24 protein-coding genes and 1 tRNA gene are annotated in these 24,366 nt (G+C 27.9%); 10 read left to right on the top strand and 15 right to left on the bottom strand.

Annotated elements, in window-relative coordinates; all coding sequences use genetic code 11:
• Nucleotides 1-503: 503 nt before the first annotated feature.
• From ade to gatB, 3 genes are all read right to left on the bottom strand, one after another.
• Complete coding sequence (ade, locus tag Q0K52_RS04145) at nucleotides 504-2,234, bottom strand: adenine deaminase (RefSeq protein WP_297296769.1); 1,731 nt, start codon at nucleotides 2,232-2,234, stop codon at nucleotides 504-506.
• 64 nt (nucleotides 2,235-2,298) lie between these two features.
• On the bottom strand, nucleotides 2,299-4,014 hold the full coding sequence (locus Q0K52_RS04140; RefSeq protein WP_297296767.1) for a DUF262 domain-containing HNH endonuclease family protein: 1,716 nt from the start codon (nucleotides 4,012-4,014) through the stop codon (nucleotides 2,299-2,301).
• Nucleotides 4,015-4,097: 83 nt separating this feature from the next.
• On the bottom strand, nucleotides 4,098-5,549 hold the full coding sequence (gene gatB / locus Q0K52_RS04135) for an Asp-tRNA(Asn)/Glu-tRNA(Gln) amidotransferase subunit GatB (RefSeq protein ID WP_297296765.1): 1,452 nt from the start codon (nucleotides 5,547-5,549) through the stop codon (nucleotides 4,098-4,100).
• Nucleotides 5,550-6,118: 569 nt separating this feature from the next.
• Between gatB and hisF the strand changes: the two genes are divergently transcribed.
• Both hisF and Q0K52_RS04125 read left to right on the top strand, forming a co-directional pair.
• A complete protein-coding gene (gene hisF / locus Q0K52_RS04130; protein WP_297296763.1) occupies nucleotides 6,119-6,874 on the top strand; it encodes an imidazole glycerol phosphate synthase subunit HisF in 756 nt (251 codons plus the stop codon).
• A 27-nt stretch (nucleotides 6,875-6,901) separates the two neighbouring features.
• Complete coding sequence (locus tag Q0K52_RS04125) at nucleotides 6,902-7,783, top strand: VIT1/CCC1 transporter family protein (protein ID WP_297296761.1); 882 nt, start codon at nucleotides 6,902-6,904, stop codon at nucleotides 7,781-7,783.
• A gap of 6 nt (nucleotides 7,784-7,789) precedes the next feature.
• On the opposite strand, the gene Q0K52_RS04120 is transcribed toward Q0K52_RS04125, so the two are convergent.
• Both Q0K52_RS04120 and Q0K52_RS04115 read right to left on the bottom strand, forming a co-directional pair.
• Nucleotides 7,790-8,215 carry a hypothetical protein gene (locus Q0K52_RS04120; protein ID WP_297296759.1) on the bottom strand — a complete coding sequence of 142 codons (426 nt, stop codon included), beginning with the start codon at nucleotides 8,213-8,215 and terminating at the stop codon, nucleotides 7,790-7,792.
• A 7-nt stretch (nucleotides 8,216-8,222) separates the two neighbouring features.
• Nucleotides 8,223-8,765: a hypothetical protein gene (locus Q0K52_RS04115; protein WP_297296757.1), complete on the bottom strand. Its 543-nt coding sequence runs from the start codon at nucleotides 8,763-8,765 to the stop codon at nucleotides 8,223-8,225.
• 182 nt (nucleotides 8,766-8,947) lie between these two features.
• On the opposite strand from Q0K52_RS04115, the gene Q0K52_RS04110 reads away from it, so the two are divergent.
• The 4 genes from Q0K52_RS04110 (at nucleotide 8,948) to Q0K52_RS04095 (ending at nucleotide 10,912) form a co-directional block, all read left to right on the top strand.
• Nucleotides 8,948-9,382 (top strand): EamA family transporter, encoded by a 435-nt coding sequence (locus Q0K52_RS04110; protein ID WP_297296755.1) that lies wholly within the window; start codon nucleotides 8,948-8,950, stop codon nucleotides 9,380-9,382.
• Between the two features lie 24 nt (nucleotides 9,383-9,406).
• The gene (locus tag Q0K52_RS04105) at nucleotides 9,407-9,868 is read left to right on the top strand and encodes a lipopolysaccharide assembly protein LapB (RefSeq protein ID WP_297296753.1); all 462 of its coding nucleotides are present in this window, start codon (nucleotides 9,407-9,409) and stop codon (nucleotides 9,866-9,868) included.
• A gap of 69 nt (nucleotides 9,869-9,937) precedes the next feature.
• Nucleotides 9,938-10,378, top strand: coding sequence for a hypothetical protein (locus Q0K52_RS04100; protein WP_297296751.1), 441 nt, complete (start codon nucleotides 9,938-9,940; stop codon nucleotides 10,376-10,378).
• 460 nt (nucleotides 10,379-10,838) lie between these two features.
• Nucleotides 10,839-10,912, top strand: a tRNA-Ile gene (locus tag Q0K52_RS04095).
• Nucleotides 10,913-11,040: 128 nt separating this feature from the next.
• On the opposite strand, the gene Q0K52_RS04090 is transcribed toward Q0K52_RS04095, so the two are convergent.
• Together Q0K52_RS04090 and Q0K52_RS04085 are read right to left on the bottom strand one after the other, a co-directional pair.
• Nucleotides 11,041-11,358 (bottom strand): hypothetical protein, encoded by a 318-nt coding sequence (locus tag Q0K52_RS04090; RefSeq protein ID WP_297296749.1) that lies wholly within the window; start codon nucleotides 11,356-11,358, stop codon nucleotides 11,041-11,043.
• Between the two features lie 179 nt (nucleotides 11,359-11,537).
• Nucleotides 11,538-13,151, bottom strand: a complete 1,614-nt coding sequence (locus Q0K52_RS04085; RefSeq protein WP_297296747.1) for a peptide ABC transporter substrate-binding protein — start codon at nucleotides 13,149-13,151, stop codon at nucleotides 11,538-11,540.
• Nucleotides 13,152-13,450: 299 nt separating this feature from the next.
• Between Q0K52_RS04085 and Q0K52_RS04080 the strand changes: the two genes are divergently transcribed.
• Nucleotides 13,451-13,870, top strand: coding sequence for a hypothetical protein (locus Q0K52_RS04080; protein ID WP_297296745.1), 420 nt, complete (start codon nucleotides 13,451-13,453; stop codon nucleotides 13,868-13,870).
• Nucleotides 13,871-14,170: 300 nt separating this feature from the next.
• On the opposite strand, the gene Q0K52_RS04075 is transcribed toward Q0K52_RS04080, so the two are convergent.
• The 6 genes from Q0K52_RS04075 to Q0K52_RS04050 all read right to left on the bottom strand — a co-directional run bounded on the left by Q0K52_RS04075 (nucleotide 14,171) and on the right by Q0K52_RS04050 (nucleotide 20,379).
• Nucleotides 14,171-14,749, bottom strand: a complete 579-nt coding sequence (locus Q0K52_RS04075; protein WP_297296743.1) for a chromate transporter — start codon at nucleotides 14,747-14,749, stop codon at nucleotides 14,171-14,173.
• Nucleotides 14,750-14,764: 15 nt separating this feature from the next.
• Nucleotides 14,765-15,358, bottom strand: coding sequence for a chromate transporter (locus Q0K52_RS04070; protein ID WP_297296741.1), 594 nt, complete (start codon nucleotides 15,356-15,358; stop codon nucleotides 14,765-14,767).
• Nucleotides 15,359-15,505: 147 nt separating this feature from the next.
• A complete protein-coding gene (locus tag Q0K52_RS04065) occupies nucleotides 15,506-16,318 on the bottom strand; it encodes a carbohydrate ABC transporter permease (protein ID WP_297296739.1) in 813 nt (270 codons plus the stop codon).
• 20 nt (nucleotides 16,319-16,338) lie between these two features.
• The gene (locus tag Q0K52_RS04060) at nucleotides 16,339-17,205 is read right to left on the bottom strand and encodes a carbohydrate ABC transporter permease (protein WP_297296737.1); all 867 of its coding nucleotides are present in this window, start codon (nucleotides 17,203-17,205) and stop codon (nucleotides 16,339-16,341) included.
• A gap of 83 nt (nucleotides 17,206-17,288) precedes the next feature.
• Nucleotides 17,289-18,533 (bottom strand): extracellular solute-binding protein, encoded by a 1,245-nt coding sequence (locus tag Q0K52_RS04055; protein WP_297296735.1) that lies wholly within the window; start codon nucleotides 18,531-18,533, stop codon nucleotides 17,289-17,291.
• 40 nt (nucleotides 18,534-18,573) lie between these two features.
• Complete coding sequence (locus Q0K52_RS04050; protein ID WP_297296733.1) at nucleotides 18,574-20,379, bottom strand: glycoside hydrolase family 2 protein; 1,806 nt, start codon at nucleotides 20,377-20,379, stop codon at nucleotides 18,574-18,576.
• A 178-nt stretch (nucleotides 20,380-20,557) separates the two neighbouring features.
• Here Q0K52_RS04050 and Q0K52_RS04045 point away from each other — a divergent pair, with 178 nt between their 5' ends.
• From Q0K52_RS04045 to Q0K52_RS04035, 3 genes are all read left to right on the top strand, one after another.
• Nucleotides 20,558-21,526: a helix-turn-helix domain-containing protein gene (locus Q0K52_RS04045; RefSeq protein WP_297296731.1), complete on the top strand. Its 969-nt coding sequence runs from the start codon at nucleotides 20,558-20,560 to the stop codon at nucleotides 21,524-21,526.
• Between the two features lie 74 nt (nucleotides 21,527-21,600).
• Complete coding sequence (locus Q0K52_RS04040) at nucleotides 21,601-21,840, top strand: (2Fe-2S)-binding protein (RefSeq protein WP_297296729.1); 240 nt, start codon at nucleotides 21,601-21,603, stop codon at nucleotides 21,838-21,840.
• 22 nt (nucleotides 21,841-21,862) lie between these two features.
• Nucleotides 21,863-22,321 carry a YbaK/EbsC family protein gene (locus Q0K52_RS04035; protein WP_367270958.1) on the top strand — a complete coding sequence of 153 codons (459 nt, stop codon included), beginning with the start codon at nucleotides 21,863-21,865 and terminating at the stop codon, nucleotides 22,319-22,321.
• 116 nt (nucleotides 22,322-22,437) lie between these two features.
• Here the strand turns inward: Q0K52_RS04035 and Q0K52_RS04030 are convergent, their stop codons facing one another.
• Nucleotides 22,438-23,610, bottom strand: a complete 1,173-nt coding sequence (locus tag Q0K52_RS04030; protein WP_297296725.1) for a peptidase M30, hyicolysin — start codon at nucleotides 23,608-23,610, stop codon at nucleotides 22,438-22,440.
• A 163-nt stretch (nucleotides 23,611-23,773) separates the two neighbouring features.
• Complete coding sequence (locus Q0K52_RS04025) at nucleotides 23,774-24,181, bottom strand: DUF4234 domain-containing protein (RefSeq protein ID WP_297296723.1); 408 nt, start codon at nucleotides 24,179-24,181, stop codon at nucleotides 23,774-23,776.
• Nucleotides 24,182-24,366 lie beyond the last annotated feature (185 nt).

The raw sequence follows: 24,366 nt of genomic DNA, 5'->3' as shown, positions 1-24,366 counted from the left end.
TATTTAAAATTTAAAAAAATTATTTTTGACAAAATATAATTGTTTAGGTATATACTAAAAATTTTTAACTTTGTCAATTTTTTGTTGTTCTTTTTCCCGCCGCACGCCACAGGCGGACTTCGTCAAAGAACCAAAAAGTGCAAATATAAAATTAGTATTAAATCATACTAATTATGTTTTACATGTAAGATAAATTACTAAATTTAAGTCGAAATGCAGCCTTTCGCAAAGCGTATCCGAGCCTGTCGAGGATATAGCTTCTTTGTGGCAATACCATACCTACACTTACAGTGGACTTCGTCAGGTACTCCTTTCAGTCGCAGTACTTCCTTCGGTCGCAAAAGAAGTGGGGTATTGCGTAAGCACGCAGATCTGCACTCTGTGTGCTTCGCAGTGGGCAAAGCCCCAGATATAAAAACAAAAATATAAATTTATTTTTGACAAAGTATATTTGTTTAGGTATATACTAAATTAGTTTATATTTTTTAATCACATCATAAACTTTATGCACTTACATCTATAAACTTAAATTCCTTAACATCAAATAAACCGCTAGTTGTGAGTTTTATTTCAGGTATTACTGGAAGTGCCATAAATGATAAAGTCATGAAAGGGTCTATTTCCCTATTAACATCAAGTTCATTGTAAGCAAGTTCATGCATAGAATATATTTTCTTTACTATATCCTTAGGAGATTCATCTGACATGATTCCCGCTATTTTTAATTGTAATGTATCAAGTACTTTTCCATTTTTTACAACAGTGATTCCGCCTGAACATTTTTGCATTTCATTTATAGCAAGTATTATATCTTCATCATTGTCGCCTACTGCTATAATATTATGTGAGTCATGTGAAACGCTTGTAGCAATAGCACCGTTTTTTAGTTTATAATTTTCTATTAATCCTAAACCTATTTTTCCTGTAGCCTTATGTCTTTCTACTACAACCAATTTTAATATATCAACACTTTTTCTATATTTAAAATATCCATTCTCAAAGCCTACTATTCTAACGCTCTTTTCTGTTATCAAATCTTTATTAACTATTCTTATGACATTAGCCTCATCTGATTTTAATTTTATTTGTATATCCTCTGCTTTTATAGGAGCGATATTTATAGTATTGAAAATATTATCATTATAATCATCTTTTTCTACTTTAAATAAAGCCTTACCATTCTCTGAAACTAATTTTCCATCTATAAATACTTTATTAGTTTTGAAATCTTTCAAATCATTAAATAAAACAATATCAGCCTTATAACCAGCAGCAACCAAACCAATATTTTTAAGTCTGTAGCATTCTGCCGCATTAATAGTAGCCATAGCAATTGCATTAAATACATCAAGACCATGTTCAACTGCTATTTTCAAATTATGAGATATATGTCCGTTTTCCATTATATGATCTAAATGCTTATCATCTGTACACATTGCACATCTTCTTGCATTGTTTTGATTAACTCCCTGTAAAAGTGAAGCTAAATTCTGTGCTGCAGATCCTTGCCTCAAAAGTACATACATTCCATTAGCTATTCTTGCTTTCAAATCTTTAGCAGATACGCATTCATGATCTGTATAAACTCCAGCTGCCCTATAAGCATTTACTGTCTTTCCTCCAAGCATAACACCATGTCCGTCTATAATCTTATCAGCATTAATAGCAGCAAGTAATTTTTTTAATACTTCTTTATCACAAGATAATACTCCCGGAGCATTCATCATTTCAGCAAGCCCGAATATATCCTCATCATTTATAAATTCTTCTATTATTTTAGAATCAAGTACAGCACCTGAATCTTCAAAACCAACAGCAGGCACACAAGAAGAAAGCATAAACTTACATTTTAACGGGCTTTTTTTGGCAGAATTAATCATAAACTTAATGCCGTCAATACCGCATACATTGGCAATTTCATGAGGGTCAGTTACAATTAAAGTAGTACCGAAAGGAATAACTACTTCTGCAAAATTGGCAGGCGTACATAAAGAGGATTCTATATGAACATGCGAATCTATAAGTCCGCTTGTAGCATAGGAACCTTTAGCGTCAATAACTTCTTTTCCATTATAAGAACCCACCCCTACAATATAATCATCAACAATGGCAATATCTGCATCAGTAATCGTTGCTGAAATTGGGTCTACTACTTTACAATTTCTTATAACTAAATCAGCTAAAACCTTTCCGCTTGAAACTTCAATCATTTTTGATAATTTTTCTATAGTCATTAATAGTCCTTATAATTAATATATATTTTAAATATAGTAAATTATAAGTGGATTTTCAAATTTATTAATTATAATAGTCAATATTTATATATTCACAAAAATCCTTTATTAACTCCTCAGTTCTTGATGCTATTTTTTCATCTGACCATGGATTTTCTCTTGAAAGTTCAGGAGTATACATAAACAATTTATTATTGTATATTTTTATTTTTTTATCTATATCATTGCTTGCTTGTATATTTGATCTTTTATCAAGTAAGGTTAAATTTCCTAGCCTATGTTTAAAATCTTCCGAACAATTTATCCATATATCATCTTTTGGATTTTGAGGATATATATGTTCTATTGTAGATTTTAGCGGAGTAAAAGCTATATCTATAGTATTTTCTAAAGTTTCCAATAATGGTTTATTATATAAAAAGTATAATAATGCACGTCCCCATTTTAAATTATAAAAATTAGATATTCTTAAAGTATTACAAACTCCTTTAGATAATATTTCTAAGGTTTTATTATTATGTGTAATAATTCTTGGCTCTAATTTTATAATTTCATTTATAGAATTATTATCACTTTTTATAACTCTTATAATGGAAAAATTAAAAGATTTTATTTTTTCTATTGTAGAACCATTTATTAAATGCAGCCAATGCCATTTTACTAAAAATTTAGCAATACACATAATATCATCATCACTATAGTTTTTAAACTTCATAGAGGTGAGCACAGGAATCCAAGTATATGCATTTTTACCCATTATTAACAAATGTCTTAAGCACCAAATATAAGCATTCCTCATGTTCATGATATGCTCATAACAAGATATAAAATTTTCAAATTCTATTATAGCATCCCATTTATCTTTATCTTTCCATAACTCTCTAATATTTTCATCATTTGTACCTTTAATACTATCAGGTTTGTACATAGTAATATAATATTTAAATAAAGACTCCAATGATGTATTTAATTCAGAAGATTTTTTATCTAAAGCTCTCCATTTAGATTCAAAGTCTTTATGTCTGTTATCATTTAAATAATACATCATTTCTGCTTTAATAATATCAGTAGAATTTAACTCAAGTCCTCTTGTATTTAAAACAGAAAATATTTTTAAAGCACTGCTTCTAGATGAAGTTTCAACTTTGACAAATTCTATATTTGATAAAACAAAACTTATAAATTTTATAATATTGAAGTCATTTGAATATTCTTTTTTCAAATCATCATAAAAATCTTTTAATAACTCATAATTTTTGTGTATTAATATTTTATTATCTAAATCTTTATCTAATAGTAAATCTATTAAATAAGATGAATCATTAGACTTTTCAGACATAATTTTGCATATTTCTTTTTTCTTTGCCCATAAACAATTTCTTAAATATGTACTTAATTCTGAAATTGTTTCCTGATCATCTTCTGAATATGAAGTAATTTTAGATAAACACTCTTCATTAAAATCTTTTTGCATTATTTTTAAAAATAAAATAAATGTTGTCAACCTTTGCTGCCCATCTATCAAATTATGTTTATTATGATCATTATCATCTACTACTGTTATTATAGAACCAAAAAAATAATTATTATGATATCCATTTATATATGCATCATATGCTTCAAATATGTCATTTATAAATTCACTTATATTATCCTTTTTCCAAGAATAATCCCTTTGATATAATGGTATTGAGAAATAGAATTCATTGTTAGCTGTATTTGATAATAATTCAATTAAACTTAAATGATATACATTATTTATCATTTTATTATTATTCATAAATTATTCCTTACATAAAAATAAATCACCCCCTAAAAATTATTTCAGAGGTGATTTAATTATAAAAAATTATATTTATAAAATTATTCGCTTAAAATTTTTCTTAAAACTTCATTAACAAGTTTAGGGTTACCTTGACCTTTAGTAGCTTTCATTGTCTGACCTACTAAGAAGCCGAATGATTTTTCTTTACCTGCTTTGAAGTCTGCTACTGATTTAGGATTTTCTTCTAAAACTTTTCTTATGATAGTTTCAAGCTCTCCAGTATCGCTAACTTGTTTGATACCTTTTTTCTCTACTATAACAGATGGAGCTTCTCCTGTTTCGCACATATCTTCAAAAATCTCTTTTGCTATTTTACCGCTTATAACATTTTCATCTATAAGTTTGAAAATCTCAGCAATATGTTCTGGTTTTGGTTTAAAATCTTTTATAGTTTGAAGTTTTTTGTTTAAGTAAGCATTAACTTCTACCATTATCCAGTTGCTTATTTTCTTAGGCTGTTTAGGATAAGCTTTTACTGCTGCCTCATAATAATCAGCTAATGCAGCATCTTCTGTAAGTACAACTATATCCTGATCTGGTAAATCATAATCTTTTTTAAGTCTTTCACGTTTCTGCTGTGGAAGTTCTGGAAGCTCTTTCTTAGCCTGCTCAATTTCTTCATCTTTAAGAACTAAAAGTGGTATATCTGGATCTGGGAAATATCTGTAATCTGCAGCACCCTCTTTTGAACGCATACCTTTAGTAGTGTTTTCTTTAGCATCGTAAAGTCTAGTTTCTTGTAAGATCTTCTCACCATTGTTTAAAGCTTTTATTTGTCTTTTGATTTCATAGTCAATAGCAAGTCTAACATTTCTAAAACTGTTCATGTTTTTCACTTCAGTTTTAGTTCCTAATTCTTTGCTTCCTTTAGGACGTATAGAAACGTTAGCATCGCATCTTAAAGAACCTTCTTCCATGTTACAGTCGGAAACATCAATATATTTAAATATTTTTTTAAGTTCAGTTAAATATTGATAAGCTTCTTCACCGCTAGAAATATCAGGTTCGCTTACACATTCAATCAAACAGCAGCCTGCACGGTTTAAATCTACATAACTTAAAGGTCTTCCTGTATCATCATGCACAAGTTTACCTGCATCTTCTTCCATGTGTATTCTGTTTATTCTTATACTCTTATTGTAAGAAGTACCATCATCATTAATTACTGTTATATCAAGATGACCTTCTGTACAAATAGGCTCGTCCATTTGAGTAATTTGATAGTAAGAAGGCAAATCTGGATAAAAATAGTGTTTTCTAGCAAATCTACTTTTCTTTTGTATAGTACAATTAGTAGCAAGTCCTGCTTTAATAGTTTTATGTACCATTTCTTTATTAACTATAGGCAAAGTACCTGGGTGAGCCTGACATCTTGGACAAGTAAGAGTGTTTGCAGGAGCACCGAAAGTATTTGGGCATGAACAGAATGCTTTAGTTTTAGTATTAAGCTGAACATGCACTTCTAATCCTATGACTGCTTCATATTCCATATTTATTAATCCTAATTATTAAAGTAATTTTTTAAAATATTATGTTTATTTTATATGAATTTCAATTTTTTTTCAAGTTACTATAATATGAAAAAAGTATTTAAATTTGTCTATTTTTATTTAGATTACTGTAATAAAAAAATTGCTCTAATACCCCACCCTCAAGATTTTAAAATCATATTTTAATTTTTTGTTATCTTATTCCTTATTGCCTAAAACAAAAAAGCACACCCACCCTAGTTTAAATATATAAGCATGCATTTCAACGCACGGTTAAATGCATACTTATTTATAATAATAATTAGAATATTAATTAATTTATATTTATAGATTCGTTCACCGTGCGGTAAGAAAGCAACAAAACAAATTCCCACTTGGGCGGACATGCTTTTTCTTATTTAAGTTAATAAGAAGTTAAAATAAAAATGTTCAATTTGAAATAATAAAGAAGAAAGGGCGGGATTTAAAGAAAAATCATATAACTAAATTCTTTACTTGTTTTAATTTTTGCTTTACGAAATAAAAGTTTTACTATATAATTTCATAAAAGTAAAATTAGGTGTTTTTATATGATAACAAAAAGAATTATACCATGTTTAGATGTAAGAGACGGCAGAGTTGTAAAAGGAACTAACTTTGAAGGACTAAAAGATGTTGACGACCCTGTAGAGCTTGCTAAATATTATAATAATTCATTAGCTGATGAACTTGTATTTTATGATATAACAGCTTCTTATGAGGATAGAAGTTTATTTGTTAATGTATTGGAAAAAGTTGCTAAGGAAATATTCATACCACTTACAGTAGGCGGCGGTATAAACAGTATAAAAGATTTTGATATAGTTCTAAAATCCGGAGCTGATAAGGTTAGCATCAATTCCGGAGCTATAAAGAACCCTAGTTTAATAAGAGAAGCTGCTGAAAAATACGGCAATCAATGTGTAGTGCTTTCTATAGATATAAAAAGAGTAAATGGAAAATATTCTGTATTTGCTAAAGGCGGCAGAGAAGATACAGGAATGGACGCTATAGAATGGGCAATAACTGGAGAAAAAAATGGTGCCGGAGAACTTGTTATAAATAGTATTGATACTGACGGAGTAAAAAATGGATTTGATATAGAACTCCTTACTGAAATTGGAAAGAATGTATCCATACCTTTAATAGCATCAGGCGGTGCCGGTAATATGGAGCATTTTAAAGATGTATTTCAAGTTAAAGGTGTTGATGCAGGACTTGCTGCCTCAATATTCCACTTCAAAGAAATAGATATAAAAGAATTAAAAGAGTATCTGCATAAAAATAATATCAATGTAAGACTGTAAATATAATTGAATATACGGGAACAAAAAATGGATAATAATATATCAAAAGAAACTTTAAAAATTTTAATAAATATGCAGCAGAATGAAGTAACAGAACATGCAGTATATTTGAATCTTGCCAAGTTTGTAAAAAAAGAAGATGATAAAAATATACTTATAAAAATAGCAAGAGAAGAATATGCTCATGCCAAAGTTTTAGAAAAATATACAGGCAAAAAATTAAAACCTCAAAAATTAAAAGTATTAAAATTTTTCATATTAAGTTTCATATTCGGATATACTTTTGTCATTAAAATAATGGAAGGCGGAGAAAAAGACGCAGAATATATATATTCAAAAATATTTAAAGAAGTACCGGATGCAAAAAAAATAGCATTTGAAGAAGAAGAACATGAAAATAAACTCATATCCATATTAGATGAGGACAGGCTTAAATATGTAGGCTCTATGGTTTTAGGATTAAGCGATGCTTTAGTAGAAATAAGCGGTACATTGGCCGGACTTAGTTTTGCATTACAAAATAATAAACTTGTAGCATTGTCTGGAATTATTACAGGAATATCAGCTACACTTTCTATGGCATCATCAGAATATTTATCCGCTAAAGCTGAAGGCGATAAAAATGCTTTGAAATCATGTGCTTATACAGGAATAATGTATTTAATAACAGTTACTTTATTAATACTGCCTTATTTGATATATCCTAATAATCATTATCTTTATGCTTTAATTACTATGCTTTGTGTTGTAGTATTTATAATATTTTTCTTCACTTACTATGTGTCAGTTGCTAAAAGTTTACCTTTTAAGAAGAGATTCTTGGAAATGGCTGGTATTAGTTTAACAGTTGCTGGAATAAGTTTCTTGGTTGGACTTTTAGTTAAACAGTTTTTAGGTATAGATATTTAAATATATTTAAGCAGAATTAACTATATATTCAAGTTCTTCTATTATTGAACTTATTGTTTCATTATATTCTTTAAACCAACCGCTATTGGTTAAAGTAGACCAAGTACTGAATTTTAAATCTTTAGTTTCTCCTGTAGTATTATTCAATAATTTTGTATTAGAGAAATCAACAATAAACTTATCATATTCCAAATGAAACCTTATATCAAAACATAGAGATTGATTTTTCTTTATATTATTAGAAACGAAAAATAAATAAACAAGTCCGTTATCATAACTGCTGAATTTATTATCATTGGCTTTATTTTTTACCCATTTCAGTATTTCTTTACGGAGATCATTGCCTTTTAATTTAGTTGATACAAATATCTTTTGCTCTGCTGATAATGCAGCATTAATAATTAATAAAAATATTAATATAAATTTATTCATTTATAAATTATATCTCTTTTATAGTAGATAAAATATTATTAATATCCTTACATTGTTTCTTATAATTATTATTATTATTGTTATTTATTAAAGCAACCATTACTTGATGATGATAGTTCTCTGTTTCTAATGTGTATAATAAATAATGTACTAACATATTCTCATAATAAGAATCAAATTCTGTTAGATAAAATTCTTTATTATTTACTGATATCTTTTTACTAGATATTATATTTTCACCTTTTATGCTATTTAAAATATTTTCATTATAATCATCTAATGAAATATTATTCAATGAATCTTTTGTTTTTGAAAACATTATAAAGCATACACCATTTCTGCTATTAACTGCTTCTAAATTTGAGTTTTCATTAAGTTCATTTTTTTCTCTGCTTAATTTCCATTCATTTGTAAATGCTATATCAAATTTTCCATCATAGCTTTTAATATGTAAAAAACCTCTGTCATTTCTTTTCTTTATTACTAAAAGTGCTGCTGATGCTGTTACTATTGCTGAAGTTATTATAATTAATGGAAGTTTTTTGCTCATAAGAATGTCCTATATTTTATTACTACTAATAGGCTATAACATTTTAATTAAAAAATCAAGAAAATTTATTAAAAATTATGAAAAGTTAGTATTTTTATGCTGTTTTTTAACATATTCAAATTTTTACATTTATTCATATCATTCACTTTTATATATGAACACTTATTTAAAAGGACTTTCTTATGTATATTTTCTATGCTCTGCTATCATCAATATTTGCTGCATTAACTGCAATATTAATAAAAATAGGTCTTGCCAATATAAATTCCAATTTAGCCACTGCTATTAGAACTATTATAATATTAATAATGTCTTGGATAATAGTTTTTTATACCAATTCTGTAAATCATCAAAATACTATAGAAACTATAAAAAATCTTAATACAAAAACAATAGTATTTATCATGCTTTCAGGAATAGCCACTGGATTATCATGGCTATTTTATTTCAAAGCCCTACAAATAGGAAATGTTAATAAAGTTATAGTAATAGATAAACTTTCTATAGTATTTACGATAATATTAGCAGCTATGTTTTTGCAGGAAGCTCTCACTATCAAAACTATAATAGGAGCTTTACTTATAGTGGCTGGAACTTTAGTTATAAGTTTAGGCTAAATATTAATTTTTTATGGGGACAAAATGGATAGTATAAAAGAAGTTTTTAATAAAGCTGATGTTCTTTTTCAAAAAGAAAATTACAGTCAATCCAAAGATGTTTATTTATCAATATTAGATATCACTAAAGATAAATATGATTTAATAAAATGTTATATACAATTAGCTGAATGTTATTTCCATGAAAATGATTTTGATAATGCTAAAAAATATTATGAAATGAGTTTTGAATTAGAACCTGTAGCTGATAATATTCTTAGATTAATTAATATATGCTTTATATCTAAAGATCTTGATAATGTTTACAAATATACTACTTTCTTAATAGAAACTACAAAGAATTTAGAAAAGAAATATAATAATTACTCCAGTTTCATATCTTATTATGAAGAAGCTATTAATATTTTAGAGTATTTATCAGATAGTTTTAACTATAAAGAAGCAAAAGAATATTTGAATGGACTATCGAAACAAAATAAACTATAGACATTCATTTATTAAGTGATATAATAAAAACAATTATTTTTAATATCATTAAAAAATTGAGGTTTAATTATGTATACAACAAAAGAAATGTTTGATAAAGCAGATGAGCTTTTTAAAGAAAAAAATTATGAAGACTCTAAAACTATATACTTTTCTATTTTGGATAAATCTAAAAATGATATTATAAAATGTTATTGTCAAATAGCTGAATGCTATTTTTATGAAAAAAACTTAGATAAAGTTATAGAATATTATGAAATGAGTTTTAATTTAGATCCTATTCCAGATAATATTTTAAGATTAGTTAATATCTGTTTCACATTCAAAGACTATGATTTAGTATATAAATATAGCAAGCTATTAATAGAAACAATAAAAGAATTAGAAAAGAAGCATAATCATAACTATTATATAGGTCATTATGATCATGCAATTTCTTTCCTTGAAATATTAGCAGACAATTTTGATAATAAGGAAGCTAGAAAATATTTAAAAGAATTAAATAAATAATCTTTTAAATTTTTTTCTAATCCCCGCCCTATATTCTTTATTATTTAAATTTGAATATTTTTATTTTAAATTTCTTTTTTACCTAATAAAGAAAAAGCATACCCGCCCAAATGGGAATTTACTTTGTTGCTTTCATACCGCACGGTGAACGAAGCTATAAATATAAATTAATCAATAATTCTAACTACTATCATATATAAAGATGCATTAACCGTGCGTTGAAATGCATGCTTATATAATTTAAACCTGGGTGGGCAATACCTTTTTAGTGTAAGTAATAAAGCTAATGAAAATAGAAGTAACAAACAAAACAATATAGAATAAGGGTGGGATTTAAAATAAAGCATTTATCTTAATAATTGAGTATAAAAAATTATCTTTTTTTATTATTGGGTATTGACATTTTTAAGCATTTATAGTATTATACTAAAATCTAAAGATAAATTCAGTTAGATTTTAGGGGCCAGTAGCTCAGTCGGTTAGAGCAGATGACTCATAATCATCGGGTCCGGGGTTCAAGTCCCTGCTGGCCCAATACCCCCTATTTTTCCTTGTTGTAATATGTTTTATTATTATCTCCTTTAATTTAATTATAAGGTTAATGTCGGTGTTCAAAAAAGACACTATTAATTTAGTGTCTTTTTTTATTTTTCCTAGAAATATTATACTCTTTCCAACGTTACATTTCTAGTTACTATAAAACTGCCATTAATCTTCTCAGGAAGTTCTATGCTTATGGAAGTATTAGAATTAAACTTTATATGAAAAACATCACTGCCAAATTCCATATCATAATCATCTTTGTCATAATCAGCACCTAATGCTATACTATGACTTATTTTTCCTACTATTGGTGCTACAGTTGCAGTAGTAATATTTCCATCTTCAGTAATAACAACATCAATGTCTATATCCAATGTTAGAAAAGTTTTAATAGTAATCTTTCCTTTATAGACACCTGCTCTCTCTTTTAATAACATAATATAATCTCCAATATTTTTGTTAAGTATAATGATAACATATTTTCAAAAAAAGACAAATTTAAAAAAACGTCTATTTTTAATATTTTATAAATTAATCATAAAAAATTATGAATATAAAAGAGGAGTTCCTAAAATTATTAGAAACTCCTCTTAATTATGTTTTTAATAAAATATAATTACTCAGCTAATTTAGCGTAATAGAATTTATGAGCTCCAAGAGGGTCAAAAATTACATCAGATAATTTCTTACTAATCATAATAGGATCAGTATAGAAATAAAGAGGTATTAAACCCATATCATTCATAAGTATATCTTCAGCTTCATGCATAGCTTTCATTCTAACATTTTGATCTATTGTAGACATAGCAAGCTTTAATTTATCATCATAAGCCTTATTAGAATATCCGCCATTATTCTGTACGCTGTAACTTAAAAATACACCTAAGAAACTCATAGGATCATTATAATCAGCAATCCAACCATGACGAGCCACAACAAAATTTTTATGCTGTCTTGTATCTTGGAAAGTAGCCCATTCTTCCTGAGCTATAGTAGAATCTATATTTAAACCTTCTTTCCACATCTGCTGTACTGCCTCAAATATTTGTATATGCTCTCCAGAATTTGATTTAAACTCTATAACAGGGAAACCAGCACCATCAGCATATCCTGCTTCTGCTAAAAGTTTTTTAGCTTCTTCAAGATTTTTCTGATAATCTTCTGCTTTTACGCTATAATAGTCGCCGCCTACTTTTCTGAAATCTCCGTCAGCACCATCTACATCGCTTACTCCGCTAGGAACCCAAGCACTAGCAGGAAGCTGTCCTCCTCTTGTAACCTGTTCTACTAAATAATTTCTATCTATAGCCAAAGTTAAAGCTTTTCTTACTTTAGGATCTTTTAATACTTCATTAGTATAATTTAAACAATAATAATATGTACCTAAGTATGGTGAGATATACATTAAACCTTCACTTTTTAAATTTTCAATATCCTGAAGCGGAGGATTATTACCAAAATGTATAGAACCTTCTTTTATACCAGCAACAGCTGCAGTACCATTTTGCATAAGTATAAATACTAATTTCTCAGGTATTATATTAGAAGCATTCCAATAATTAGTGTTTTTTGTCATTATAAGTCTGTCATCAGTTCTTCTTTCAACCATAACAAAAGGACCATTTCCTATATAAGTTTCAGGAGATAAAGTCCAATTATCACCATTTTCTTCTACAACATCTTTTCTAATAGGGTAAAAAGTAGGGAAAGCAGCAAGCTCCAAGAAATAAGCTGTAGGAGCTGCTAATTTTACTTCAAAAGTTTTTTCATCTATTGCCTTAACACCTAAATCAGTAACAGGTTTCTTTCCTGAATTAATATCCATAGCATTTAATACTGGTTCAAATTGATAAGCATATTCACAAGCTGTTATAGGATCTACTGCTCTTTGCCAAGCATAAACAAAATCTTCAGCTGTTACTTTTTGTCCGTCAGACCATTTAGCATTATCCCTTATATGGAAAGTATAAGTTAAACCATCTTCGCTTATATCCCAGCTTTCAGCAACACCAGGTATTATATGATTGTTTTTATCTCTTGTTGCTAAACCTTCAAAAGCATGCTGAATATAAATGCTTCCATCTACTGTTGAATTTAAAGCAGGGTCTATTGTTTTTGGTTCAGGGCCAACATTTATATATATTGCTCCCTCGTCTGTTTTACTGCCGCCGCATGATATAGCAAATATCATTAAAGCCAATGACAGTATTAATAATAATACACGTTTCATAATGAGTTTCCTATTAATTATATTTTTTTTATTGTAAAATATTATATTTTATATTTCTTATTAGTCAATTATTTTTTATATATAATATAGATATTTTCAATAACATATTTAGTATAATTCAAGAATAATATTTTACTTTCTAAAACAATATAGGTATTTATAAGTATATATAATTTTGCTTAAGTATATAATAAACACAATAAAGTTATAATTATTTTCAATATATAACTGACTTTTTCATATACTTATATTTTGACAAAGAATAATTTTATAATATAATAAAATCGTAGGGTTAAAAAATGAAAACTATATTTAGAATAATATCAATAATACCAATATTATTTTTATGCGGCTGTTTAAATTTCTTCACAAGTTCTTCATCTTCAGAAAGCAATGAAATAGACAGTCAATATTTTGGAACTTATGAAGGCACAATAACTACAATACATAATGATCAAACAAGCTATCAAAGTACAGCTACTGTAACCGTTTCTTCTGGAAGTGTTATATCAGTAAATATATATGGATACATTTCATTTTATAATAATATATATAAAGATAATCTAGTAAAAGTATCTGATACTCTATACACTGCCTCTTTCTCGTCAAGAGGATATATATATAATTTTACTTTTGCTTTTTCACAATCTGCTATGAACTTACAATTCACAAGAAGTGATAATACTGTAAGCAGCGGAACTTTAACAAAAGTAAGATAATATATACCTAAACAACTATATTTTGTCAAAAATAATTTTTTTAAATTTTAAATATCTGCAGGGCTTTGCCCACCACTCTGTGTGCTATGCAGCACCCCACTTCTTTTGGTGACCCAAAGAAGCAAAAGGACTATAATTTAGCTTAAATTAATAACCTATCTTACATGTAAAACAATTTTAGTATGATTTAGTACTAATTATGTAATTGCACTTTTTGCAACTTTGACGAAGTCCGCAGAGCGTGTGCGGCGGGAAAAAGTTGAATAAAAAAATGACAAACTTAAAAATTTTTAGTATATATTAATATAAAACTATACCCAAAACAGCTGATATTATTATTATAACGAGTATTGGTACTTTTTTTATTTTCAAAAATATAGATAAAGCAAATATAAATATTCCTATAGGACTTATATATTTAAAAATAGCTTGTATAAAATCTATATTTCTAAGTATTGATGTTTCAGTAAGCTGAACAAAAAAAGCATCTTTAGTAAATGTAACAACAGCAGAAGCAATCAAAGCAACAGCACATACACGCAAAGCATTCATTATACTATTGAACTGTTCATTATCCTTCAAAGTATAAAAGAATTTAGAAACTATCATAGTAATAACAAAAGCAGGTAAAAATATTCCAAATGTTGCCACAGCAGAACCTAATACACCGGCAACTTTATAACCAACAAATGTTGCAGAATTAATAGCAATAGGGCCTGGAGTTATTTGGGATATTGCCACAAGATTAGAAAATTCAGCAGAACTTACCCAACCATACTCCTCTAATATTCCAAGAAGCAAAGCAATAATAGCATATCCTCCGCCGTAAGTAAAAAGTCCTAGTTTAGCAAATATATAAAAAAGTCTAGCATATATCATAATATAAAGTCCAAATCAAGATTGTTTTTTTATAACATATTTATTAACAAGATAATAAATCCAGCCGATCAATGCAGAAAGAAGCAAAGCATATATAACATTGAAATTTAAAAATACAACTAATATAAAACTTAAGATAAATAAAGCGACTGTAAATTTATCCTTCATAACCTGCTTTCCCATACCATAAGCTGATAAAAGTATAAGTCCTGCAATAGCACCTCTAATACCTAAAAAAGCTTTATGAACATACTCAGTATCTTGAAATCTCTCAAATATAGGAGCTATCATAAGTATTATTATAAATGAAGGCATCATAACCCCAATACCAGCCATTATACCTCCAAAAATCCCAGCAATTTTAAAACCAGTAAGCAATGAAGTATTAACAGCAATAACACCTGGTATGCTCTGAGCAAGAGCAAATACATCTATTATCTCGTCTTTGGTTAAAAACTTCTTTTTGTTCACAAACTCATCTTCCATAATAGGAAGCATAGCAAGTCCTCCGCCTATTGTAACAAGACCTATATAAAAAAAAGAAAAAAACATAGTATACCAACTAGGTTTTTTATTTACAGAAATATTTTGATTTTCTTTATTATCCATTATGATTTCCAATATAGAATTTATTACTATATAAACTACATTAAATTTTATTATTGTCAATAAAAAAAAACACAATAGGCCTGCATAATTTTTATGCAAGCCTATATATAAATAATAAATAAAAGAATATATAATTTTTAAGAAGTATTATTTTATACCGCCATCCATCTGTATTTCCATTATTTGTTTCTGGAATATCAGGAAGAATATAATTATAGGTAAAGTTGCAAGCAAGTTAGCTGCCATAGGCAATGCTAAATCTATTGCAGTATATGCAGTTTGGAATTGAGGCAATGCTATAGGAAGCGTATATTTTTCTGGTGAATTTATTACAAGCAAAGGCCAAGTATAAGAATTCCAAGAACCTATAAAATTCAAAACTCCCATAGTCATAGTAATACCTAAACTCATAGGTAAATAAACCTTATACCAAATCTTAAAATTACCTGCTCCGTCAATTTGAGCAGATTCTTTATATGCATTAGGCACAGAATCATAAAAACTTTTAATAATAACAAATGAGAATACATTTGTTATACCAGGCAAAATAATACCCATTATAGTATTACTTAAATTCATATCTATGGCTACAATTTTAAATAAAGGTATAAGTATAGCCTCTCCCGGAACCATAAAAGAAATGAATAAAATAGCATACAAAAACTTTTTTCCAGGAAATTTCATTTGAGAAAATACATAAGCAGCAAATGAAGCAAGAGAAGTAGATAATATAGTTTGTATAAAAGCTATAACAACACTATTTACAAACCATAATAAAAACTGCGATTCTGAAATAAGTCTTTGAAAATTATTAATAGTAAAACCGCCTGTAAAAAGCTTATCCAAAGAAGAAGCAGAAAATCCTCTAGGTTTAAAAGGTACAACTACTAGCCATATTATAGGAAATATCCAAATCAAAGCTAATATAACCCCAACAGCAATCCATATTTTTCTTTTCATTTTAATATCTCCAATAATAATTATTTTTCTTTTAATAATCTAGCCTGTATTACACTAAAGAATATCAGTATAAGCATAAGAAGCACACTTATAGCTGCAGCATAACCAGGATTCCTAGAACCAAAACCAACATCATATATATAAAGTACAATAGATCTTGTAGAATGTCCAGGTGCTCCGCCTGTTATAAGCATAGACTGACCAAATAATTTAAAACTTGCTAAAGTTTGAAGTATTATCAAAATTTTAAATACTGAATATAAATGAGGAAGTGTTATCATAAAAAATTGTTTTATCTCCCCTGCCCCATCTAAACTAGATGCCTCGTATAATTCTTTAGGAATTGATCTCAAAGCTGAAATCATTATAAGCATATTAGTTCCAACAGTCCACCATAAAGTAGAAAGTACTATTGTCCATCTAGCTAAAGTAGCATCTCTAAGCCAGTTCCAATCTGCCAAGCTAGTACCTTTAAATATAAAACTCCAAAGGCCTAATTCTGGTCTGAACATTAAAGTCCATATATTAGTCATAACACTTATTATTAGTATTGTAGGAATATATATACATATTCTTATCATACTTGATAATCTGTTTTGATGCTGTCCCCATAAAGCAAAAAGCAAGGCGAAAGCTAAATATATTATAGTAGAAACTATAACGAATAAAAATGTGTTTTTTATAGTTTCAAGTAATACCTTATCTGTAAATAACCTTTTATAATTATCCAATCCTGTAAATTGTAATCTTGTAAATGTACCCGTATAAAAAGACATTATTACATCTCCTATAATAGGATACAAAGTAAAGATAATATACAAGATGAAAAAAGGTGCTATAAATAAATAGGCTTGATATTTTTCTTCTCTTAATAAATTCTTAAACATATATATTCTCTTTTTATTAATAAAATTAAAGACACTCTATTTTTCAAGAGCATCTTTAATTTTTTTATATATAATTTACACTATTATTTTTTTGCTTCTATTTCTGCATTTATTTTAGAAACTAAATCTTTTATATCTGTTATAGAGCCATTTAAATATTGATCTATATAATTAGCTACAATACTTATTTGTCCGCCTATAGCTATATCTATATATTGACTTTTTGGCCAAGGAGCTAATTTAACAGCTAAATCTTTATATACAGAATTAGGACTGTTTTTATATTCTTCAGATTCTTGAACAGCTATTTTAGCAGGTATATGACCAGCTTGAGACCATAAAACACCATTATCAACTAAATATTGAGCAAATTTCAAAGCTTTCTTTTGTCTTTCAGGATCTACATTATTTCCTTTAGGGAATATAAATGCATGACCAGTACCCCAAGCTACATCTTTACCAAAGAAATTAGGTATTCTTGTAGCTTGCATATTACTTACAGCAGCTTTCATAGCACCGAAAGTCCATACTCCTTCAAAAGCTATAGCAGCTTTTCTCTCTTTCATAAAATCTAAAGTAGAGTTATGTCCTTTTGAAGCAAAGCCTTTGTCAAAAATACTTTTTAAAGCATCTAAACTTTTTTTAGCTGGTTCTTCATCTAATTCCAATAATCCGTCTTTATTTAAGAATTTCTCTCCGCCAGCTTGTTTATATAAAGAATACCAAGTCCATTGGAATGCTGTATCTGGATTGTTAATAGATATAGGCATTACATCTGGGTGTAAAGCTTTGATTTCTGCTAAACCTTTTTCTAAGCCTTCCCAGCTATTGCATACCCAATTACCATTAGCATCAACTAAACTTGTTCCTTTTACTAGATCAGGATTATAATACATTATCCAACCATGTGTATCAAAAGGTACTGCTAAATGTTTTCCGTCTATTGTAATATTATCAACAGTTTGATCTGGGAACTGTTTCCAATCAAAAGCAGGATCTATTTCATCTATTGGAGTTAAATCACCATAAGTTAATATTGATGATAACATATGTAAATGTGCAACTCCTATATCAGGTAAAGTATTTCCTAAATATGCAGTAGATAATTTAGTATAATATGTACCCCAATCTACTATTATCATATTAACTTTATTATCTGGGTTTTCATCATTATATTTATTGACAAGCTCTCTCATGAACTCTCCGTCACCGCCTGTAAAGAAAGTCCAATACTCTAAATCTTTATTAGATGCAGATTTAGATCCGCCACAATTTATGAATATTATACTCATAAATACCAACACAAATGACAAAATAATTTTTTTCATTTTTTTACTCCTTTTTTATTTTTGTTTTTTATTATTTTATTCAAACAGATCTTTTTGCATTCAAAATATCTGCTATTTTTGCAACATCAAATTTAGGTTTATGATCTCTATCTAATAGACCATTTATCTCCTGCTCTACATCTGTAAGCTGAGTATAGCAAACACCGCAAAGATAATCCAAATCAAATATAACTTTATGCATATCTTCAAATCTTTGATAGAATTCAGCTTCACTCTTAGCAATATTTCCGTATCCCCAATCAGAATCTGAGAACTTGCTTATTATAAATCCTATTCCGCCGTATTCACTAAGTATTATAGGCTCTCCGCTGTATTCAAAACCTTCAGCATAAAATCTTTTTGAAGAATTAGTTTGAGGTAAATCAAAATTCATATCTTCTAATCTTTTATGATAAATAGCTTCTAAATATTTGCTGTCTTGATTGTAATCATGTATAGTTAAAATATCACTTAAAGTATGTTCCCAGCCGTCATTACAAATTACAGGTCTATGCTCATAATCTAAAGCTCTTATTAATTCCCTGCCTGCTATTGTTATTTGCTGATCTCTAACATTTGTTAAAATGCTATTAACTCCCCAAGATTCATTGAATGGTGTCCAAGTAATAACAGAAGGGTGATTAGCATGCTTCAATACTAATTCTGATAATTCATTAAAAATATTTACAGTATTGAATGGATCATTTGAATAGAAACTTGGTAATTCTGCCCATACCAAAATACCTAATCTGTCAGCATGATATAATAATCTTGAGCTTTCTATTTTTTGATGTATTCTCATACCATTAAAGCCCATACTTTTTATCATATTACAATCATGAAGGAACTCTTCTTCACTTCCTGTTAATAAGCCATTAAGATAATATCCTTGATTCAATATTAATTTTTGATAATAAGGCTTATCATTTATATATACTTGATTGCCGAATATTTTTATATTTCTATATCCGAAATAACTTAAAACCTCATCTTCTCCCGAATTAGACTGCAATTTAAATACAACATTACATAAATTAGGAGATTCAACACTCCATACAGGAATTTGGAAATTAGTATCATGTACAGATATTCTAAATTTGGCCAAATTATTATGTACTGTTGCAGTTAAAGATCTATTCAAAGGAACAGACTTATCCATAAATATATCTTCACTTGTTATATTTATAGAAAGTAAAGATTCATTAGCAAATCTTCCTCTTACCTCAGCTATAACTTCTAATTCTCCAGTAGAAGTGTGAGGAACAAATCTAAATTTAGATATATATGTTTCCGGAACAAGTTCTGCCCATACACTTTGCCATATACCAGTAGTTCTAGTATACCAGCAGCCGAAATTTTTATTTGTGTAGCTTTGCTTTCCTAAAATAAATCTTTGAGTTGATTCATCTTCTACCCTAATTGCAATCAAATTATTTTTTTCTTTTACAAAATCAGTAATATCAAAAGCAAAAGGTGTATGTCCTCCTTCATGAGTACCTACAGCCGAACCATTAACAAATACTGTTGTCTTATAATCTGATGCTTCTATATGAAACAATATTCTATTTTTATTTAAATTATTGTTCCAATTTGAAGGCAAATTCCATACTTTTTTGTACCAAACAACCTGACAAGAATCACTTATACCTATTGATGAATTTTTACTCTGATAACAGTAAGGAACATTAATAGTAAGATTATTACCCCATTTAGAATTGTTGTAATAAGATTCTTTTAAACCAACATTTTCATTGTCGAAACAGAAATCCCACTCTCCGTCTAAAAGTTCATAATTTCTTCTCATAAATTGCGGATTTGGGTGATTTTCTCTAATACCTGCATTCATAATTTCATAGTCCTTTATCAATTTATTACAGTAATACGATAATAAATATTATAGAAATTTTGGCTTTAAAGTCAATATTTTGGCCTTTTTTTGTTGATTTTTTTAATTATTACAGTTATACTAGCAATATACAGCATATTTGTTACAATACTACTGTAATAATTAAAGGAGTTTATTAATGACCAATGATGACAATAAAGAAAAAATAATAGGAGACAGAAATAGAATATTTGATATAGCCAATGAGGAACAATATGATACAATAATAAAAATATGTAAAGCATTATCTGTTAAAGAAAGGTTAGATATTATAAAATTATTAAGAACTAAGTCTATGTCCGTAGTCGAAATTGCAAACAAATTATCAATAGCGGTATCTTCTGCCGCATTCCATATAAAAGCCTTAGAAGATGCTGATTTAATATTAACAGAAGTAAAACCGGGAATGAGAGGTTCCATGAGATTATGCAGTCACAATATTGAAAAAATTGAAATGGAATTATCATCAGAATATATAAAAGAGAAAGAACAAAATATATCAATGAGTATGCCTATAGGTTTATTTTATGATTTTAAAGTATATCCTACTTGCGGTATGGCTGATGAAGAAGGAATAATAGGTGCTTATGATTCTCCTAAAGGTTTCTATGATCCAAAAAAAATTAATGCACAGCTTATATGGTTTCATAAAGGATTTATTGAGTATAGATTCCCGAATAAAGATTTAGCTGATATTGAAATAAAAACTATTTCGTTTACATTAGAATTATGCTCAGAAGCTCCAGGCTATATGGAAGAATGGCCTTCAGATATATCAGTAATAGTTAATAAAAAATTAATAGGCATTTATCATTCCCATGGAGACTATGGAGAAAGAAGAGGACTATTAACCCCTTCAAATTGGAGTTCATATTCTACACAATATGGGATATTAACAACTTTCTCTGTAAATAAAAGCGGCTGCTTTATCAATGGAGATTTATTTGATGAAAATATAACAATAGATGATTTAAATATAAACAATGAAGACTACATATCATTTATAATAGAAGTAAATGAAAATGCTAAGCATGTCGGAGGAGTTAATATATTCGGTTCAAAATTTGGTGATTATCCTCAAGATATAATAATGAGGGCATATTATTAAAAAACTATTTTACATATTTGTAATTTATGTATTTATAATATAATATATAAAATATAAACGGGGGATAATTAACTATGGAATATGATGTAGAATATTTAAAAAATCAAACTTCAATCAATTATGATAAAACATTATGTTACTGTAAGAATGTATCTTACAAACAGGCTTATAAAGCTATATGCGATGGTAAATTAACAACTCTTGAGGAAGTTGTAGAGAAAACACAGGCTTCTACTGGATGCGGCGGCTGTAAAGACCGTATAGCAAGCCTGCTTGAATATGCTAAAAAAAATAATTATGAACCAGCAAATTAAAAATATATAGGCTATTATTATGATGAACGAAAAAGTACTCAATGCTTTAAAAAAATTAAATATAGAATACAAGGAATTTGAAGAGGCTGGAGCTACAAAAACTGTTGATGATGCTGCCAAAACTCTAAATATAGAAAGAGGTCAGGTAGCAAAATCAATATTAGTAAAGCCTTCAAAAAAGAACTTTGCTATGATTATAGCTTCAGGAGATAAAAAAATATCTTCCAAAAAAATGCGTGCTTATTTTGAATGTAAAACCAGTTTTGCCAATGCAGAGGATACTTTCAATTTGACAGGCTTCACATTTGGAGGAGTTTGTCCTTTTGGTGTTGAAAATATAGATATTTTAGTTGATAAAAGTATGAAGCGTTTTGATGACCTTTATATAGCCTGCGGAAGCGATAGTTCTTTGGCTAAAATGAGCTATGATGAAATATTAAAGAAAATTTCTAATGTAGAAGTTGATCTCACAGAAGATTAATTTAAAAAAATAAGTAAAAGCTAATGCATACCTAAGCTGTAGATATGCATTAGCTTTTTCCCATATACTCATTTTTTAGGAGTTATAAAAATAGCTAAAAAGTACTAATAATTTCATCAATAACCATAAAACGAAGAATTAACTATTAAGTATCTATCCTTCCCCTTTGTATTAACATCTGGATTATAAACCACATATATATTATCGCCTAAATCTACATATCTTAAAAGTTTATCATCTGACATAAAATCGCCCTGTACATAAATAGCAGAACCCGGAGCCATAGGACAATTATATTGAGTAGTGATAATCTTTGGCTTTGTGGTTATTTTTCCATTATATCCATAAATACCATTTAAATCATTTTTATAATTGGCTTCCAACCAAGTAGCATAAAGCTCACTCCAATCTTGAAACTCTCTAATATTTTTATTTGCCGCATAAAGTATAGCTTTATAAGTGCCTTTATATTCTGCAGGAGCATTCGCTATATCTTTATATATTTCAAAACCATTTTTAGAATGAAGTCCAAGCCAATACATAAATAAAGAGACTGTAGCATATTTATGAACTGTATAACCTTGATTCCAATTTACAAAATAATCGCCTTTTGTTATTAAATACATTGAATCTGTATTATAATAATCAAGTCTGTTCTTTGGAACTTTTCCTCTGTAGGCAATTACTGCTGCCTCTGATAATGCCTCATCTACCCATATATCAAATGAATCAGTACTCTTATTTTCCAAACTGTTATAATGTATAACATGATGAAGCTCATGTGCTATTGTGTTTATTACAGAATCTATATTTTCCCAGCCATTTATATAATCTAAAAATATTATATTTGGGGTATCATTTTTTATTTCATCAAGTCCGTCTAATATGGAATAGCCTTGCATATATGGCTTGTCTCCAGTATAGCCGCCGTTTATATCCATTATTAAAAGAGTTAATCTTCCATTTCCTATTTTACCGTATAGATATTCTTCCATCTCATATATTTTTGAAGTCTCTAATATTATCTCCTGCAAATTTCTATCATTAACTTCTAATCCATTTTCTAAATATATGTCTATCTTTGATGTGGAATATATATTTCTAGCTTTGAAATTTTCTTTGGAATAATTATTATTTATGTATCTTACAGCATTGAATGTCTTTTCTGCATTCTTCCCTTTATAAATATTATAACTTACAGGAGTTTGCAATACTTCATTTAAACTATCATAAGCATTTAAAACTAGAACATTGCTAAGTATTATAAGCAATACTAAAAATTTTCTCATAAACTCACCCTCCTTTTATAAAATTTATAAAACTAAATATTTTCTATTAGTATCGGAAAAATGTATAAAAAAGAAAAATTAAAATGATTTATTTATGCAAAAATAAAAGGACCAGCCTAATTAAAGACTAAGTCCCTTTATTGCAAAATCAATAAATTAAAAATTATTGATCTGAAGTTTCACCAGGTAAATAATTATTTGATGAAGTATCATCTGGTATGCTATTCCATATAGTATTCAATTTATCTTGAAGTATAGCTGCAGATATTACATACATAAATAAGTTTAAAATTACCAATAATATAGTACTATCTTCTGTACTGTCTAATCCTGCTTTTTTAGTCATTTCTAAATAAACTATTTTGCCATATTTATAATACCAATAATAAGTATATATACCGCAAGTTACTATAGATAATATCAATTCTAATGTTGGATTTATCTCTTCAGATTCCATAAATTTTTTGATTTCATCAGTAGTTTTGTAAATCCAATAAAAATAATAAATACCGCATGTTACAATGCTCAATATTACCAACATTGGTATACTTCTAACAGTACCTTTTTGCATTGTTTTTACCTCCTATATATGCTTTACAAAAAGATTAATTTTTCACAATAATACTATATTTAAAAAAATAATCAATTGAATAATTTACAAAAATAATTCACTTTGTATAAAAATTACATAAATATTAATAATAAAAAGAAGTGCCAGTATAAACTGACACTTCTTTAGTAAATAATTTATATATT

It is taken from the genome of uncultured Brachyspira sp. (assembly GCF_944390845.1).
Lineage (GTDB): Bacteria > Spirochaetota > Brachyspiria > Brachyspirales > Brachyspiraceae > Brachyspira > Brachyspira pulli.
Note: the sequence above shows the minus strand (reverse complement) of the source record. Positions and strands in the feature narration are given on the sequence as shown.

Bases quoted from the DNA above. Each gene is read 5' to 3' on its own strand.
- ade (WP_297296769.1), bottom strand. From the start codon at position 2,234: ATGACTATAGAAAAATTATCAAAAATGATTGAAGTTTCAAGCGGAAAG.
- Q0K52_RS04140 (WP_297296767.1), bottom strand. From the start codon at position 4,014: ATGAATAATAATAAAATGATAAATAATGTATATCATTTAAGTTTAATT.
- gatB (WP_297296765.1), bottom strand. From the start codon at position 5,549: ATGGAATATGAAGCAGTCATAGGATTAGAAGTGCATGTTCAGCTTAAT.
- hisF (WP_297296763.1), top strand. From the start codon at position 6,119: ATGATAACAAAAAGAATTATACCATGTTTAGATGTAAGAGACGGCAGA.
- Q0K52_RS04125 (WP_297296761.1), top strand. From the start codon at position 6,902: ATGGATAATAATATATCAAAAGAAACTTTAAAAATTTTAATAAATATG.
- Q0K52_RS04120 (WP_297296759.1), bottom strand. From the start codon at position 8,215: ATGAATAAATTTATATTAATATTTTTATTAATTATTAATGCTGCATTA.
- Q0K52_RS04115 (WP_297296757.1), bottom strand. From the start codon at position 8,765: ATGAGCAAAAAACTTCCATTAATTATAATAACTTCAGCAATAGTAACA.
- Q0K52_RS04110 (WP_297296755.1), top strand. From the start codon at position 8,948: ATGTATATTTTCTATGCTCTGCTATCATCAATATTTGCTGCATTAACT.
- Q0K52_RS04105 (WP_297296753.1), top strand. From the start codon at position 9,407: ATGGATAGTATAAAAGAAGTTTTTAATAAAGCTGATGTTCTTTTTCAA.
- Q0K52_RS04100 (WP_297296751.1), top strand. From the start codon at position 9,938: ATGTATACAACAAAAGAAATGTTTGATAAAGCAGATGAGCTTTTTAAA.
- Q0K52_RS04090 (WP_297296749.1), bottom strand. From the start codon at position 11,358: ATGTTATTAAAAGAGAGAGCAGGTGTCTATAAAGGAAAGATTACTATT.
- Q0K52_RS04085 (WP_297296747.1), bottom strand. From the start codon at position 13,151: ATGAAACGTGTATTATTATTAATACTGTCATTGGCTTTAATGATATTT.
- Q0K52_RS04080 (WP_297296745.1), top strand. From the start codon at position 13,451: ATGAAAACTATATTTAGAATAATATCAATAATACCAATATTATTTTTA.
- Q0K52_RS04075 (WP_297296743.1), bottom strand. From the start codon at position 14,749: ATGATATATGCTAGACTTTTTTATATATTTGCTAAACTAGGACTTTTT.
- Q0K52_RS04070 (WP_297296741.1), bottom strand. From the start codon at position 15,358: ATGGATAATAAAGAAAATCAAAATATTTCTGTAAATAAAAAACCTAGT.
- Q0K52_RS04065 (WP_297296739.1), bottom strand. From the start codon at position 16,318: ATGAAAAGAAAAATATGGATTGCTGTTGGGGTTATATTAGCTTTGATT.
- Q0K52_RS04060 (WP_297296737.1), bottom strand. From the start codon at position 17,205: ATGTTTAAGAATTTATTAAGAGAAGAAAAATATCAAGCCTATTTATTT.
- Q0K52_RS04055 (WP_297296735.1), bottom strand. From the start codon at position 18,533: ATGAAAAAAATTATTTTGTCATTTGTGTTGGTATTTATGAGTATAATA.
- Q0K52_RS04050 (WP_297296733.1), bottom strand. From the start codon at position 20,379: ATGAATGCAGGTATTAGAGAAAATCACCCAAATCCGCAATTTATGAGA.
- Q0K52_RS04045 (WP_297296731.1), top strand. From the start codon at position 20,558: ATGACCAATGATGACAATAAAGAAAAAATAATAGGAGACAGAAATAGA.
- Q0K52_RS04040 (WP_297296729.1), top strand. From the start codon at position 21,601: ATGGAATATGATGTAGAATATTTAAAAAATCAAACTTCAATCAATTAT.
- Q0K52_RS04035 (WP_367270958.1), top strand. From the start codon at position 21,863: ATGAACGAAAAAGTACTCAATGCTTTAAAAAAATTAAATATAGAATAC.
- Q0K52_RS04030 (WP_297296725.1), bottom strand. From the start codon at position 23,610: ATGAGAAAATTTTTAGTATTGCTTATAATACTTAGCAATGTTCTAGTT.
- Q0K52_RS04025 (WP_297296723.1), bottom strand. From the start codon at position 24,181: ATGCAAAAAGGTACTGTTAGAAGTATACCAATGTTGGTAATATTGAGC.